Raw genomic sequence first — 14,840 nt, forward strand, 5'->3', positions numbered from 1 at the left:
TTTACTGATCCAGCCGGGCAGTCGCATTGAGTTTGCCCAATAGATCGGCAGCTACTGTTGTTTCGTACTCCTTCTTTCTGTACTTTGTAATGGGTTGTATACCAATTATGGCATTGGTTATGAACAACTCATCCGCCTTCTGTAGCTCGAAGGGAGAAATGAAAGATTCCTCAAAATGGTACTTGTCCAGTGCCCCTAGAATAGCGATCAACTTTTTCCTAACTATTCCATTAAGACAACCGTCTTTTAAGGAAGGGGTCTTAATTGTATGGTCTTTCACTAAAAAGAGATTGCCATTTAAGGCTTCCACTACCTTTTTTTCATTGTTGAGCAATAAACAATTCTGGTAACCATTCTCAGCTGCAAAAATACTCCCCACTACGTTGATTACCTTATTATTGGTCTTTAGGGTAGAGAGCATATCCGGATTCACATAAAAATCCTTAAAGAGCTCTACTTCGTAGGCACTATTATCCAATGTATAGAAAGGGGAATCCATTAAACTTGCTTCAATGATATAGGATACGTCATTGGTTTCCGGAAGATATAGTCCGCCATTATTTCTAAAAACCGTAAAGCGTAGCCGGGCCGGTTTATCCAATAGGCCATTGGCTTCCACGCAGGCCAGAAGCTGTTCCTCTAAAAATTCCATGGTAAAATCCATGGGAATTTCCATTCTCAAAATCCGCATGGAAGCCATGAGTCGGAGATAGTGGTCTTCCCAAAAGAATATTTTTCCGTTTACTACCCTAATGGATTCGAACAGGGCATCGCCATAGCGCAGTCCCCTATTCTGGTGATTAAGGTAAGAAGTGTTTTTAGAAAGTAGGTTTCCGTTAAAATTAACCATAAAAAAAGCCTTGAAAAATCAAGGCCAAAGATACATTATATTCCCTTAATGTATTAGGCGGAGCCCAATACCTGTTTTAAACTGGATACTTGGTTCTCCCATAGCATTTTAGATTCGTCCACTTCATCCTCATAGGCAAAATCTGTTATAAATAGGGAAACGTCCTTGGTTATTTCATCAACTATTATGCGCATTTCAAAAAAACTATCATCATCTTCCGCTACCCAGGTGAATTTTACAAATTCATCGCTTTTCCGCTTTAGTAATTTAGCTTGCTCTTCGGAACCATCCCAAATAAAATTGAACATTTCACCCCTGGAATTTACATTATCTGCGAACCATTCGGAAAGTCCTGAGGGGGTAGATATATATTGATATAATAGTTGTGGTGAGGATTGAATTACAAATTCAACTTCAAATTTAATTTTATCGCTCATTCTGAATAGTGTTTATGGCGGACAATATATATATTTATAAATGATTAAAAAATAAAACCGAGATAATATTTTTAGCAATCTAATTTGGAAAGGACAGAAAATTAACTTTATATTTGCACCCGTTAAAAACGGCATGGCGAGGTAGCTCAGTTGGTTAGAGCGTCGGATTCATAACCCGGAGGTCGGGGGATCGTGCCCCCCTCTCGCTACCAGTAAAATCAAGTAATCCAGGAGTTTAAGCTCCTGGATTTTTTGTTAGGTACAACATAGGTACAACATTTTAAAGTTTACTTTCAAAATATTGCTTTCACTTCAAAAAGACCTATCACCAATTGTTTGACTCTCATTTTTCTAATAGATTGGTATTACACCTAGTTTTATTTGTAGGATTATGCCCAAAACCTATTTGGATGAGTCGATCAAAAAGAACCGTTTGCGCCGAATTATAATATGAATAGGAAACTAGATTCTTAAAATCGAGTCCTTTGTATTTAAATTAATTTCGATTTTTTAGCTGATGCTACCGGATTCAAAGCTGGACATATAGAAAATATTCTACACGTTCTAAACCGCTATACCTTGATTTTATTTCCTGATAAATCGGAATATTGTGGATAGGCAGACAAAACCATTTTGCTGGCCTCTAAATGCTTTAAAATAAGTTTCTGCTAGTTACTAGAATCTTATGTCTGGAAGAAAGTGATTACTTAGTGGATTTGTTTTTTAATTTCAAGCGCAGCTCCACTCTAAACAACAAACCTATTTGATAACTTTTGCCGAGTGAAAAACTGAATATGTGTAAAAAAAGTTGACTGTTGACAGCCAATATCAAGCACAATAATCAGCAATGAGTTAAATTCTAAATGCAATGAATTTTATCTTACAAAAGATTAACCTCAAAATTTATCTTTAAGGGCAAGATTTAAAACTATACAGTCTTATTGGATTCAAAACTTTTGGTCCGGTCCATAAATTATTTGGATTAAGTTTATTAGTGAAAGACTATCCGACAATCTGAATATTTCTTATATTAGTGTACTTACAATCCTACAATCCAATGTGTTATTTGTACAATAAGCGAAAAAAATTAATAGGTTGATTTTATGTGGAAAAAGGTATTTAAAATTTTCGCAATACTTTATTTTCCTCTTTTAATATTTTCCTTGGTCCTATTCATCTATCAAAAAAACGTACAAATAAAAAATTTCTCGTTGTTACAAGAGCGTGAAACAATTATGAAGAGAAAATCTTTTATAGATCTTTTTCAGGCACCCATACAAAATGCCAACTATTGGTCAAAACTGAAGTTTCCAAAAGACTTTGACCCGTTGAATACCCATAGGGCCTTCATGGAACCATACCTTGAAATTATTAAGGGAATTACCCATTACGATCAGTTTCGATTTCTTGACTTAAATGGTAAAGAATTTTTTCGTGTGCAGCGGAAAGGAATCGATTCTTTAGAATTTGGTGAATTGCAGAACAAAAGTAGCCGCACTTATTTTAAAGAGGGGATTGGCCTTAAGTACGGGCAACTTTACCTATCTCAAATTAATTTGAACAGGGAAAATGGTAAAATTGAAAAACCATACAAACCTGTTATTCGGGCAGTGCAACCCATTTTTGATGGCAATAAAAAAAAGATAGGTGTTGTGGTCATCAATTATAAAATGGATCGAATTCTTAACCAACTAAGAACCAACATAGTTGATAATAATTTCTATCTACTGGATGATAACTTGAATATAATTACCTCCAATACCTATATAAACCAAATTCCATTTGAAATATCGGATTCAGTAGTTCCTCTGAACCAAAAATATGGTCTTTCCGGCCAGTTATTTAAAAAGGATACCACCTTTTTGAGCAATGATCATATATGGTCTGTTCAAACGTTAAGTCTGAATGAGGTGTTGGATTTTGGTTCTGATACACAATTAGAAATAGTTGCTCCTTACAATTGGAAAGTTGTTCAAGAATTACCTCCAAAATTTTTACTCGCCAATTTAAAGTTCCTTTATTTTGGTATCGGTATTTTCAATTTTATAACTATTACTATGCTATTGACCATAGCTTACTTTTTTGTAAATAGCAGACGACAAAGAGAAAAGTATGTCAATGAATTGGAAACAAAGAATGCGCTGCTCTACAAAAAAAGAAATCTATTGGACAAACACAACGAGCAAATTTCCAATATAAATAGTCGATTAACGATCAGAAACAAGCAATTAAGTGAATTTAATTATTTGGTTTCGCATAACCTTAAAGCTCCCGTAACAAGTATGTCATTGATTGTATCAATGATCAACAAAGAACAGGACCCCCAAAAAAAAATAAATGAACTTCTTCCAAAACTAAGTCAAATTGCCGAAAGTATTACGGAACTCACCAAAGATATGGGTGAGTATGTATCCATTATAGATGATAGAAAGGTTAAGGTCGAGGAAGTTGATATTTTAACTTTGATAAATGAGGTCAAAAAGGATTTCTCCAAAACGCTATTGGATTCAAATGATTTTAAAATATCGCTCATTTTATCAGCTTGGCAGGATGTACACTTCTCAAGATTTTACTTAAAGAGCATAATAAATAACCTTATATCCAACGCCATAGAATATCGGCGGGATGGGGTATCATCCTATATCCATTTTGAAACTTTTATTGAAAATGATAAAAAAGTGCTCGTGATAAAGGACAATGGTATAGGAATCAATCTAAATAGACATGGTGAGAATGTATTTAAGCTGTATAAAAGATTTCATAGAAATATTTCAGGTAAAGGTATTGGTCTTTTTTTAGTTAAATCCCAATTAGAAGCTCTAGATGCAACTATAACTATTGAAAGTAAAGAGAATATAGGTACTACCTTTAAAATATATTTTTAGTTTTTATAAAAAAATCCTTCCGAAAAGCGACGGAAGGATCAAATCTTCTAATTCTTAATTCTATTAAATCCTTCAAAAAGAGAATCCAGTAATTAATCTGTACCCAAATGCATATAGGACTACTATAAACATAGCAAAACTGAACCATGAAAAAGCTTTGAAATAGCTTTTTACCAGCCAACTTCCCAGCTGCTTAAATCCATTGAGATATATTTCTTTAAAAAGTAAAATTGTTTCCATACCAAATTGTTTAGGGGTTTGGATGCAAAGGTATCGCAGTAATTTACCTTGAACTTTCTTTTTCTACAAGATGTCAATAAATACGGTTTAATGAAGAAAAATAAATATTCATCAAGAATTATGGCACTTCAACGAATTCATATCTGCATTTTATGCATTTTCAGGGAAGCCTATGAAATTACAATAAACTTTGGATGAAATGAATTGAAAGAACACTGCTATGCAAGAGCATAACGATCTTGCAATTCTCAAATGTACAGTTTTGAAAAACGATTCGTTTATTACTTTTTTGAATGAAGAATCTTTTCCATAATGCTTTTGGAAAGTGGTTTGTCAAAATGCCCTTTTATCATGGGGTGCTCCTTAGCCCTTGTCCGGTCTTTCGAATTTGAAAAGGCGGATAGAATATAGATGTCCGTTTTTTGTAAAACATTGCTGCCAATCTTTATTGTATCAAGAAATTCCCAACCGTCCATGCCGTTCATGACCAAATCTAGAAATATTAAATCCGGCACATCCTCTTTATTAATTACAGGATGGGCAAACATGTTCAAAACTTCTTCCGCAGTATCACAAACTATAGTCCTGCAATTAGAAATTGATTGTTCTATGCAATATCTTGACGCGAATTGCGACACTAAGTCGTCATCTATAATGCAAACTTTCAATTCCATTTTTGAGAAATTTAATAGTTGTAAATATGAGAAAGAATTATCAATTAATTATATAATCTAACTGGTAAACGTTCAAAAGGTCCATATTCTCGCTGTAACAAGAAAGCTTCATAAATGAGGTGCGTCTAACAGAACTTTGTTCTTTTTATTCTTTATCCGGTGTTTTAGTCATCCATTTTTAACAACCTTTAAATACCTAGTTCGGTGTAATTGCTACTTGATTTATAATAGTTACAAAACGAACGTAATTATCTGGAAATTACCAGTCTATTCAATTTCCTTCCCCGCTCGTCCACTATTACCATTAAGATGGTTACAAATTCAAAGTTGGAATGTGAAAATAGGTTATTTCTGACATCTACGGTATTTGAAAATTGCAGTTCCATTCTACTATTTTTCAAATAGAATAGCAAAAATGTTCAAGATTTTTAAAATCTAATAATAAAAATAGTTAACAGGGAAAAAGCATATTCAAAGAAATCAATATGTTCTTAACAAGTCACCTCTCCAATAAGAGGTTATGGATTACAATTGAAGAACAGTCACAAATTTAGGTTATGAAGGGCATTAATTAATCATAAATGGACTCGACCAAACTCCTAAACAATCACTACCTGCATCTACGCAACATTTTAGGTGCCGTTCACATCATTTTGACAGGCTGAAATGGCTATTTAAGTAAATTGGCCGTGATTTAAACCCCGAATATACCTATCATGAAATTAAGATGTATAATTGTAGACGATTCCTCTATGCAGCGAATCGCCGTAGCAAGATTAGTGAACAATCATCCAAACCTGGCTATGGTAGCCGAGTTCAGCAATGCCATTGAAGCAAAAAGCGGTATCAAAAATAATGACATCGACCTTATTTTCCTAGATGTAGAAATGCCGATCATCAGTGGTTTCGATCTTTTGGAATCGTTGGACAACCCTCCACAGGTAATTTTGATTACAGGCAATCCTGACTATGCCCTTAAGGCTTTTGATTATGACATTACGGATTACCTATACAAACCTATATCTTTATCCCGTTTTGATGCCTCTGTAAAAAGAGCTGTGGCCAAATACGAGCAGATTCATAAGTCAAATGAGGAAGAAGAATATATCTTCGTGAAAAGTAACCTAAAAAAACGCAAGGTAGTACTAAACGATATTAAATGGATCGAAGCTCTTGGTGATTATGTTAAATTGGTGACCAATGAAGGTAATATCGTTATACTTTCTACTATGAAATCTTTTGAAACACAGTTGCCAGGGGATAAATTCCTAAGGATACACAAATCCTATATCGTGAATTTGGAAAAAATTGAAAAATTTAACAGTAAAATTGTTCAAGTAGCTGGAACACAGGTACCATTGAGCCGAAACAAAAAAACCGAATTGGCTGATGCACTTTATAATGTTTAAAGATTATTAAAGGTATTTAGATTCCCAACACGATAGCTTTAAGAAGCTCTCGTGTTCATGTTATAGATATTTATGAAAATACTTATTATAGAGATAAAATCTAATAATTAGGTTAAGCCATAATCAAAATTAGTTATTTTATATTTTTGGATCGAGCTCCTGATGCTGGCAACAGTCAACATAGATATCCTATTTAAATTATAAACAGTGGTATAACCATGATATATAAAATCACTTTTGGCATACATCAATCCCTTTGCCACTCCTTTGAAAATTGCTTAGAAGCTATCCAGTCGTTTTTCCCCTATCTACAAAAAAACCAGTTGGGCACTAGGTAATATCTGATTCTAACATCTGTTATTTTATATTTAATAAAATAAGATTTTAGGAGTAGACCCCTTAATACTTTTTTTTAGGGGTATAACTATACTTAAATTTAGAATATTGAATCCACCACTTTCTTTTACTCCACTCCATCTTTGATGGTGTTTGATTCAATTAAATGGCTATAAATATTCTTCTTTAGATTGAATGAAAGTATTGGATCTATTTTGTTCCCATTCTTCAGTATCTCATAGTGTAGATGGTATCCTGTGGAACTTCCTGTGCTACCCACCGCGCCAATCATTTCGTGCTGTTTTACTGTTTGCCCCTTTCGGACAAGCACCTTGTTCAGGTGTCCATACAATGTTTCAAAACCAAAGCGATGTTTAATGATAATATGTGTACCATAGCCTTTTTTGGAATATAGGATATTCAGGATAGTACCTGATGCCGATGAATAAACATATTTTCCACGCGCGGTGGCCAAATCGATTCCATAATGTTTCTTCTCTTTATCTGAAATTGGATGGACACGAATGCCATAGTTACTTGAAATGGAATAATTGCCTTTCTCCAAAGGGACAGCAGAAGGAAACTGCTCTAATAACTTCGGTCGGAACTGAAGGTATGTCTCCAATGAGCTTATATAAGAGTAATCGGGTATTTGGTATAGAAAACCAACTATTTTTTCTTCGATGGTCAGTAACAATTGATCACGCTCCCTTTCTATAAGGTCCACATCCGCAGAGCTTGATACCAGATTCATTTTAAGGCGTTCCTCATAAAGCTCCATTGTGATTGTGTTGTCCTTAAGTCGTTGTGCTGTATTATAAGGACAGTGCCATATTATAAAGAACAGGCACATAATGATTAAAAAAAGAAAATAGGCGAATTCTTTTTTTCCAAAGGTTTTAGCTGACTTTGGTTTGGTGACACCCACTTTTTTCCTCCAAAAAATTGTAGATTCAAAAAAAATCATATATTTGTATTTATAAACAAAATTACTATTTACATACAAATAAACAAATTTTCGGAATAAGATGAACAACTGGCTTATAGAAGACCACCTAATACACCTTCCAAATCTCTTTGAACATTTGGGGTACCGAGTTGTGCAATCCGAAAATACCCACCTTATACTTAAGAACGGTGGTGAGCACTATGTGATCATAAATACCGAAAAAGGATATTTTTATTATAAGGTGCAACGGCCACAGGAAAAACTATCCGCCTCCGACCTAATTACTGAGCATGTATCAAAAGTTGAAGGAATCGGCAAGGAACTGATATGGGATAAGGTAGATAGCCTATATAACAAAGTATTGGAAACCATAACCCTTCTAATATCCAATAACCCGGAATCCACTCTAAAAATAGTACCAAAGGATTATAATCACTTTCTATCTTACAGGTCACCACTCCAAGATACTACCAAAGACCTATATCATGGTGTGGAAAGCTCTATTCCCTTTTCGGGGCGTGTTTTCCAAAATCATGAAGGTGGTCCGCTATTTCCATTGTTCAATCTGCAGAACGAGGTCTGCGGATATTTCCTAGATACGGACAAAGAAGTAGTTCCTTATAAAGAGTCAGCTATAAAACACTCCCTTTGGTACTCCAATATTCCAAAGAGAATAGAGGGCCTTTTTCTTTTTAAAGATCCTAAGGAAGCTTTGGCATTCCATAAAAAATTCCAATTAAAAAATGTAGTATACATGGCATTGGGAGCGATAAATTCCCAGACGACCGATATACTTTTCCAGATACAAAGGCTAACGAAAGTGGACAAACTCTTTTTAAGCTTCACGGGAAATAAAAAAATAGAGGGCTATTTGCGGGATCTCCATTTTATATCATATACAAAGGATTCCGATTTTAATTTGACCTTGACCGATAGGGATATGCTATTACGCTTCCCCATGGGAAAGGAAAAATCCTTCTCCCGCTTTTACGACCATACCAGACGCTTTAACCAAGACTTAGCCCAAAGCTTTTTGAATTTCAACAAAATCATAGACCAAAACAGGCTGAACAAATACAGTATTCTGGTTTCCAAGGATAATGAAGACATTAAAGTCCGATTACCCATTGAATCCAACGCCATTAAATTATTGGTCTGGTCGTATTACAAAAACTATCTGAACAAGACAATAGATATTCTAAAGCCAAAGTCTGACAATTGGTATACTGAATGGGAAAATTCTCAAAATCAAGTTAATGAAAGGAAGGAGGTACAATTGAAAGAATATAGGATTGCCCTATAAAATGGAAAAAGGGCGCTCCCGCCCTCTTTCCTTCAAATTCCGTAACTCACAAATCACTCCTGATTCGAAAGTCATTCAAAAGTAACAAATTCAAATTCCGTAACAATTAAAAATCACTCAAAAATGGAAAATCAAGTAGAAAACACGATCCAAAAAGTATTCGTTAATGTCAATCAAGTTTGGCAAAAGGCCGAAGCGATATCTATGGACGATAAAACCTTCAAAATAAAAGCCGGTAATAATCCATCCTTTGAAATGTTGAAGGACAGCAGAAATGTGGAAGTCCAAAAAAACAAGGACCAACAATTTGCCGAGGCCGATGTAAAAAGACGTTTGGAAGGCGCTTACATAAGTTTTGAGAAGTTGGAACCCAACATTCAAGAGTCGATTCTAGAAGGTAGGGAGCAGTTGATCGAGACAACATACATCAATGATGGCAAATTAAAGGAAACGGTCAAGATGGTCCAAATGCTATATAACTCCACTTACGGGTCCAGATTGGATGTACAGATCAAACGTAAGGAACAGATTAAACTTGAAGATGCCAATGCCTTTCAATATCAATTTACCAAGGATGAATACCATGCCATGGTACAAGAAGGCAAGACCGTTCAGTTCACAGGAACATCCTTGAGCGGCGATACCTTCCAAAAACTGGCCTATTACGAGCCAAAACTGAACGATATCCGCACTAAATCGGCTGTGTCTGCAAATATGTATGTTCTGGGCCAAATATTGACCAAACAACAGGCAGACAATTTGAACAAAGGGGAAGAAGTTAAGATCACCATTCGAAAGACACAAAAAGGACCTTTGACCTATATGGTTCGATGGAATGCTAAAAACCAACGTTTTCTTTACAAAAATTTGGACAAAACTATTGTTTTGGATAAAGAGGCCAAGGAGAACAAAACCATTGACGGCGAAAAAAAAAAGAAACAGCCTAAAAACGCCATAAGCATGTAACTCAGTTTATACTAATTCAAGCAAATGGCCGACACGCCAAGCATGTCGGCCATTTTACATCCTTCCTATGCAAAGTTCTAATTACATAGATGACCCTGAATATTATAAAAGATTGATTTCAAAAATCAATACTGAGGCCAATTTTCCGACGTACTTATATCAAAATGGATACAAATTGATTAAGAAAAGTGCAGGTTCTATGGAATTCAAGAATGACAGAGACCGCATTGTTCTACAAATTGCCAGAGAGCCGGTAACCTATTTCAACCGAAACGATTCCCAGGACAAAGGCCTTTTCTTTGGGTTTTTGATGCGGAGGAACGCGAATTTTTACCAGGCCGTGCAAGCCGGACTAGAAATTGTGAACTGGACTGGTTATATTGGAAATATACCTATGGAAGTTAGAGATACCAATACCGTGAGAAAATCCTTGGAGGATAATTTTACCATTGTTCCATTACGGAATTCAAGTTATCTAAAGCTACAACGGGGTATTTCCAAGACAACTTTAAACAGCCCTATATTTAAGGGCCGTATTTATAATGCGTATCCCACTGTGGAAAATGGCTATCAGTTCGCCAACATTGCCTTTCCAAAATACGATTTGGACGACAATCCCCAAAACTACATTCTCTACAATAAATCATATTGGAGCAGAGGGGACAACAAAATAAAAAAGTTTCGACTGGTACTAAATCAAAAGGATCATTTCCTATTTCATTCCAACCCCATCAAGAATCCTTCAAAAATTATAGTCGGGGAAAGTGGCATAGACCTCCTCTCCTACCATGAACTACATGGTAGTGCAGATAATTTTTATGTATCCTTTAGTGGCAACGTGTATCAAAAAAAGTTAGATTTCTTCGGTCAACTAACCGAACCTTACCTTAAGACAAACAGTGTATCCATGATATCCATAATGGACAATGATATCAAAGGTTTCGAGTTTGACCTAAAGTTGTTTAGCAGCCTTATCAACCGTTTAAATCCAAATGTATATTTGGAAAGTTCATATAGCCACGGAAATGTAAGGCTAACCATTAACAACACCTCAGAAGTCGGGGTTCAATTGACCAATCATATCACCTTGCTGGAGGAAAAATTAACGTCCCAACTAGGATGGGATAAACTTATGTCGAATTCTATCGAATGGGTAAGATCTACGGACAGGATTATATTGGAATTTTCCTTAGCAGAAGTTTTTAATACCATTCCTATAGACGGAGAAAAAAATCTCTTCAAAATCCTGTTAGAGACCATTAACGAACTTTATCTCCCGTTTAAGGCAACTATCCACAAATCCAAGGGAAAGGATTGGAACGATGACCTAAGGGATTCCAAGAAGGTGAAATATGTTAAAATGGAGACCCTCAACCCGAATGCTATGGTCATCGGTGATCAAATTGAATTGAAAACAACCAAAGGGCCTGAAGGCACACCTAACCTTGGTATCATAAAATCAATAAATAGCAACAGCGTGGAATGCGATTTTGGATTGAAATTTAGCTATCCCATTCCCTTTTCGGAAATCAGGGCGCATTTAAAGAAAAATGCTCCCCTTACTCCTGAAAAAAAGAAATGGGAAATAAAGAATAACAATAACTTACAAAACTTGATAGAATGATACTCATGGACCCCTTATCAGAAGAATTAAAGGACAATCTGTACTAGGTAAGTTTCTCTAACACTCTGATTACATTATGAACGACAAGAATCTGGCATTCTCGGCCATGCTACTTTCGGTAACCTTTTTTGCTATTATAGGCTTTATTTCCTATTACCCGATCGTGCAATATCTGGAATGTGATTCACAACTTTCACAAATCATACATGATTTCCTTATTCGATTTAAGCCTTTGCAAGAGCCCTTACCCGGAAGAACAATGTTATTGATGTTCATTTTAGGTTCGGTCATGCTATATAATCCCAGAAAAAAAGAGGGCAAATCATTTTTGACCGGCCTAACGTATTTTGGAATTGGCTGTGTACTCTTATTTATAACAGGATATTTTAAACCTTCCCAAATCAGTTTGCTCTGGTGCTCTTTGATTTTATATAATATCGGTTTCCTGTTTTCTGTTTCTGGTTCGGTACATCTTTTCCAAGTGATGGACTTTGTCAATGATGCCGAGGATGACCCTTTTAACGATCGGAACGAAACGTTCCGGCAAATGGAAGAACGCATAGATACAGAGTATTCCGTAAACATTCCCTATGAATACCAATACCAAGGACAACTGCGGAAAGGGTGGATCAATTTTGTCAATTTATTCCGGGCCTTATTGGTCATAGGAACCCCAGGTAGTGGAAAATCCTTTGCGCTGATCGAAGAGATTATAGAGCAAATGATAGAAAAAAACTTTACGTTGTTGATATATGATTTTAAGTTCGATACGCTTAGTAAGGTTGCCTATAACTATTGGCGAAGAAAAAAGGAGTGCACAAACGATGTCCAAGAAAAATCCAGACTACCCGAGTTTTATACTTTGAGTTTTGATGATATAGAAAAATCGCATCGCTGTAACCCTATCGACCCATATTTAATGCGAAACCAGACCGATGCCGCAGATGCCGCTACAATTATCATGAAAAATCTGAACAAAGATTGGATAAAGCGCAGTGATTTCTTTTCCAAGAGCGCCATTAGTTTTGTTTCGGGACTGATCTGGTACTTGAAGAAAAAATCCGAGGAGACGGGTGAGAATATCTGCACTTTGCCACATGTCATAACCTTATCTACAATAAACATCGAATACTTGTTGGAAATTATGATGAAGGAAGTAGAAGTCCGCAGTCTGATGATCCCTTTCAAGGATGCCATGGAGAGGCAAGCGGGCCAGCAATTGGCCGGTCAGACCGCAAGCGCCCAGATATCCCTTTCCATGCTGGCCAGCAAGGAAATTTATTACATCATGACCGGTAACGATTTTAGGTTGGACATCAATAATCCACAAAAACCTAAAATAGTCTGTATTCAAAATAATCCCGACCGTTCCGAAATCTATGCCGCTCCCATAGGACTCTATATTAATAAGGTTTTGCAAGTGGTAAATAAACCTGGCTGTAGGCCTTTGGGTCTTATCCTGGATGAACTCCCAACCGTTTTTATTATGGGACTTCGTAAGATAATCGATACCGGAAGGTCCCATTATGTGGCCACAGTACTGGGTATACAGAGTATTACACAATTGATAGCCGATTACGGCAGGGAACTGGCAGAGGTCATCTTTGACAACTGCTCCAATGTGTTCAGTGGAGCTGCAAAAGGGGAAACGGCCCGAAGGATCAGTGAGATATTTGGACGTATCCACCAAGGAAAAAAAAGCAAGGCAATTTCCAACAACGACACCACTGTAAATTTCAGTACCATTCTATCGGAATTGTTGCCAAAAAGCAAGATTACTAGTATGTCTACAGGCCATTTTGGGGGCATTGTCGCAGATACCTTTGAAAACCCTATTGAACAAAAACTGTGTTTTGGGTTGTTAAAACCCAATATGGAATCCAAAAAAATTCAAGGGAAATACGAAATGCCAGTGCATAACAAATTTAAAAGTGCAAATCATCAGGAACTAGTGGATTCGAAGATGAAACTGATACACAGCCTAGACTTTTTTGATGTTGTACGGAACCTCGATTTTGGTCAAACGAATTATTTGCACTTTTATACGACTTACATTAAGAAGTTTGCAGAAGATCAATACGATAATCATATAAAGCAAATGCAATTTGTCCCTTTGGCCCATGAGCTAAAATTGTTCGACCATCTACAAAAGTTGGAGGAATTGACAAAGAATCATTCCGACCATACAGAAAATATACAGCATTATATTGCCAATCTGGTAGATCGCATGTATATAGACAAGGAAATAGATAGGATTCTGGACGCTAATTTTTTAAAGGTGATCAAAGATATCAATGAGCTTGTTGAACGGGAATACGTTCAATGTACTGGAAATAAACCAAAGTTGGTTATTTTTGATGAACACAAAATTGGCGATAAAATAGCGGAATCTCTGGAAAAGGACGAAGTCATTGCAAAAGATTTTATGAAGAAATACCGCAGTAAATCCAGCAGGGAGTTGGCAGATGCCTTTCGTAGGCAATATGAAACACCTACTTTTGAAAGTGTTTCTGCGGTTAACCAAACAGATGTATTTACTGATTCTTTGGAAAGCTTATTGTCAAGCTATCCTATAGAAATGTATAAGGAATAATCTATATTTAAAATTAAAAATATGAAAGATATTGACGAGATGATGAGAGCCTCTACTGAGGGTTTCGCATACATCAGCGAACGTTTAAGGATGATTCGAGAAGAACTGATCGAAAAGGATACCGGCAATAAACGTTCAAGCGAGTTTTCTATTAAATCGATTACCGAACGTTTTGATATGGACTATAATACCTTGGTCAATGTAGAACGGGGGGCCATATCACTGACCACCATAAAATTGGTTTTGTATTATTACTCATTGGGCTATAATCCGGCATGGATTCTTACGGAGGATAACGAATTCATTCCAAAGGACAATATAGGGGAGAATATTGTCTACCAGACCGATGTTCAAGAGGAATACAAGGAGTTAGAATCTGCCATTGTTAATGCCCTTACGGAGTTTAAGAAGAAAATTTAAAAATAGATTGAAAAATTAGGGCTGGTAGAAAGGTTAACATCCTTTTATTGTTGAACATAAATTCATCTTCATTTCGTCATTTTGAAATCGAATTTCCAATAATGAAAAGTAACTTATTATGAGAATTAGTCAATTAGCAATGTTTTAATGTAGC

At 35.9% G+C, this 14,840-nt stretch carries 13 protein-coding genes and 1 tRNA gene; 8 read left to right on the top strand and 6 right to left on the bottom strand.

Annotated features, from left to right (window positions below; all coding sequences use genetic code 11):
- Window position 1 precedes the first annotated feature (1 nt).
- A complete protein-coding gene (locus C7972_RS15830) occupies window positions 2–850 on the bottom strand; it encodes an aminotransferase class IV (protein ID WP_110357154.1) in 849 nt (282 codons plus the stop codon).
- A gap of 53 nt (window positions 851–903) precedes the next feature.
- Window positions 904–1,287: an START-like domain-containing protein gene (locus tag C7972_RS15835; protein WP_110357155.1), complete on the bottom strand. Its 384-nt coding sequence runs from the start codon at window positions 1,285–1,287 to the stop codon at window positions 904–906.
- A gap of 135 nt (window positions 1,288–1,422) precedes the next feature.
- Between C7972_RS15835 and C7972_RS15840 the strand changes: the two genes are divergently transcribed.
- Both C7972_RS15840 and C7972_RS15845 read left to right on the top strand, forming a co-directional pair.
- Window positions 1,423–1,499, top strand: a tRNA-Met gene (locus C7972_RS15840).
- A 1,023-nt stretch (window positions 1,500–2,522) separates the two neighbouring features.
- Entirely contained in the window at window positions 2,523–4,172 is a 1,650-nt protein-coding gene (locus C7972_RS15845) for a sensor histidine kinase (RefSeq protein ID WP_157943814.1), read from the top strand.
- 72 nt (window positions 4,173–4,244) lie between these two features.
- Here the strand turns inward: C7972_RS15845 and C7972_RS24335 are convergent, their stop codons facing one another.
- From C7972_RS24335 to C7972_RS23885, 3 genes are all read right to left on the bottom strand, one after another.
- The gene (locus C7972_RS24335; RefSeq protein ID WP_181422910.1) at window positions 4,245–4,412 is read right to left on the bottom strand and encodes a DUF6747 family protein; all 168 of its coding nucleotides are present in this window, start codon (window positions 4,410–4,412) and stop codon (window positions 4,245–4,247) included.
- A gap of 281 nt (window positions 4,413–4,693) precedes the next feature.
- Window positions 4,694–5,086, bottom strand: a complete 393-nt coding sequence (locus C7972_RS15850) for a response regulator (protein WP_103441856.1) — start codon at window positions 5,084–5,086, stop codon at window positions 4,694–4,696.
- Between the two features lie 248 nt (window positions 5,087–5,334).
- The gene (locus C7972_RS23885) at window positions 5,335–5,472 is read right to left on the bottom strand and encodes a hypothetical protein (protein WP_181422911.1); all 138 of its coding nucleotides are present in this window, start codon (window positions 5,470–5,472) and stop codon (window positions 5,335–5,337) included.
- A gap of 330 nt (window positions 5,473–5,802) precedes the next feature.
- Here C7972_RS23885 and C7972_RS15855 point away from each other — a divergent pair, with 330 nt between their 5' ends.
- Window positions 5,803–6,495, top strand: a complete 693-nt coding sequence (locus C7972_RS15855) for a LytTR family DNA-binding domain-containing protein (protein ID WP_110357156.1) — start codon at window positions 5,803–5,805, stop codon at window positions 6,493–6,495.
- Window positions 6,496–6,958: 463 nt separating this feature from the next.
- On the opposite strand, the gene C7972_RS15860 is transcribed toward C7972_RS15855, so the two are convergent.
- On the bottom strand, window positions 6,959–7,798 hold the full coding sequence (locus C7972_RS15860; protein ID WP_110357157.1) for a M23 family metallopeptidase: 840 nt from the start codon (window positions 7,796–7,798) through the stop codon (window positions 6,959–6,961).
- Between the two features lie 61 nt (window positions 7,799–7,859).
- Between C7972_RS15860 and C7972_RS15865 the strand changes: the two genes are divergently transcribed.
- The 5 genes from C7972_RS15865 (at window position 7,860) to C7972_RS15885 (ending at window position 14,686) form a co-directional block, all read left to right on the top strand.
- A complete protein-coding gene (locus C7972_RS15865) occupies window positions 7,860–9,083 on the top strand; it encodes a hypothetical protein (RefSeq protein ID WP_110357158.1) in 1,224 nt (407 codons plus the stop codon).
- Between the two features lie 123 nt (window positions 9,084–9,206).
- Window positions 9,207–10,049, top strand: coding sequence for a hypothetical protein (locus tag C7972_RS15870; protein ID WP_110357159.1), 843 nt, complete (start codon window positions 9,207–9,209; stop codon window positions 10,047–10,049).
- Window positions 10,050–10,116: 67 nt separating this feature from the next.
- The gene (locus C7972_RS15875) at window positions 10,117–11,673 is read left to right on the top strand and encodes a toprim domain-containing protein (protein WP_110357160.1); all 1,557 of its coding nucleotides are present in this window, start codon (window positions 10,117–10,119) and stop codon (window positions 11,671–11,673) included.
- A 76-nt stretch (window positions 11,674–11,749) separates the two neighbouring features.
- Window positions 11,750–14,266: a type IV secretory system conjugative DNA transfer family protein gene (locus C7972_RS15880; protein ID WP_110357161.1), complete on the top strand. Its 2,517-nt coding sequence runs from the start codon at window positions 11,750–11,752 to the stop codon at window positions 14,264–14,266.
- Window positions 14,267–14,287: 21 nt separating this feature from the next.
- Window positions 14,288–14,686 carry a hypothetical protein gene (locus C7972_RS15885; RefSeq protein WP_110357162.1) on the top strand — a complete coding sequence of 133 codons (399 nt, stop codon included), beginning with the start codon at window positions 14,288–14,290 and terminating at the stop codon, window positions 14,684–14,686.
- The last annotated feature ends 154 nt before the right edge of the window (window positions 14,687–14,840 follow it).

The organism is Arenibacter sp. ARW7G5Y1 (assembly GCF_003201775.1).
GTDB lineage: Bacteria > Bacteroidota > Bacteroidia > Flavobacteriales > Flavobacteriaceae > Arenibacter.

Bases quoted from the DNA above. Each gene is read 5' to 3' on its own strand.
- C7972_RS15850 (WP_103441856.1), bottom strand. From the start codon at position 5,086: ATGGAATTGAAAGTTTGCATTATAGATGACGACTTAGTGTCGCAATTC.
- C7972_RS15830 (WP_110357154.1), bottom strand. From the start codon at position 850: ATGGTTAATTTTAACGGAAACCTACTTTCTAAAAACACTTCTTACCTT.
- C7972_RS23885 (WP_181422911.1), bottom strand. From the start codon at position 5,472: ATGGAACTGCAATTTTCAAATACCGTAGATGTCAGAAATAACCTATTT.
- C7972_RS15880 (WP_110357161.1), top strand. From the start codon at position 11,750: ATGAACGACAAGAATCTGGCATTCTCGGCCATGCTACTTTCGGTAACC.
- C7972_RS15835 (WP_110357155.1), bottom strand. From the start codon at position 1,287: ATGAGCGATAAAATTAAATTTGAAGTTGAATTTGTAATTCAATCCTCA.
- C7972_RS15855 (WP_110357156.1), top strand. From the start codon at position 5,803: ATGAAATTAAGATGTATAATTGTAGACGATTCCTCTATGCAGCGAATC.
- C7972_RS15865 (WP_110357158.1), top strand. From the start codon at position 7,860: ATGAACAACTGGCTTATAGAAGACCACCTAATACACCTTCCAAATCTC.
- C7972_RS15860 (WP_110357157.1), bottom strand. From the start codon at position 7,798: ATGATTTTTTTTGAATCTACAATTTTTTGGAGGAAAAAAGTGGGTGTC.
- C7972_RS15870 (WP_110357159.1), top strand. From the start codon at position 9,207: ATGGAAAATCAAGTAGAAAACACGATCCAAAAAGTATTCGTTAATGTC.
- C7972_RS15875 (WP_110357160.1), top strand. From the start codon at position 10,117: ATGCAAAGTTCTAATTACATAGATGACCCTGAATATTATAAAAGATTG.
- C7972_RS24335 (WP_181422910.1), bottom strand. From the start codon at position 4,412: ATGGAAACAATTTTACTTTTTAAAGAAATATATCTCAATGGATTTAAG.
- C7972_RS15845 (WP_157943814.1), top strand. From the start codon at position 2,523: ATGAAGAGAAAATCTTTTATAGATCTTTTTCAGGCACCCATACAAAAT.
- C7972_RS15885 (WP_110357162.1), top strand. From the start codon at position 14,288: ATGAAAGATATTGACGAGATGATGAGAGCCTCTACTGAGGGTTTCGCA.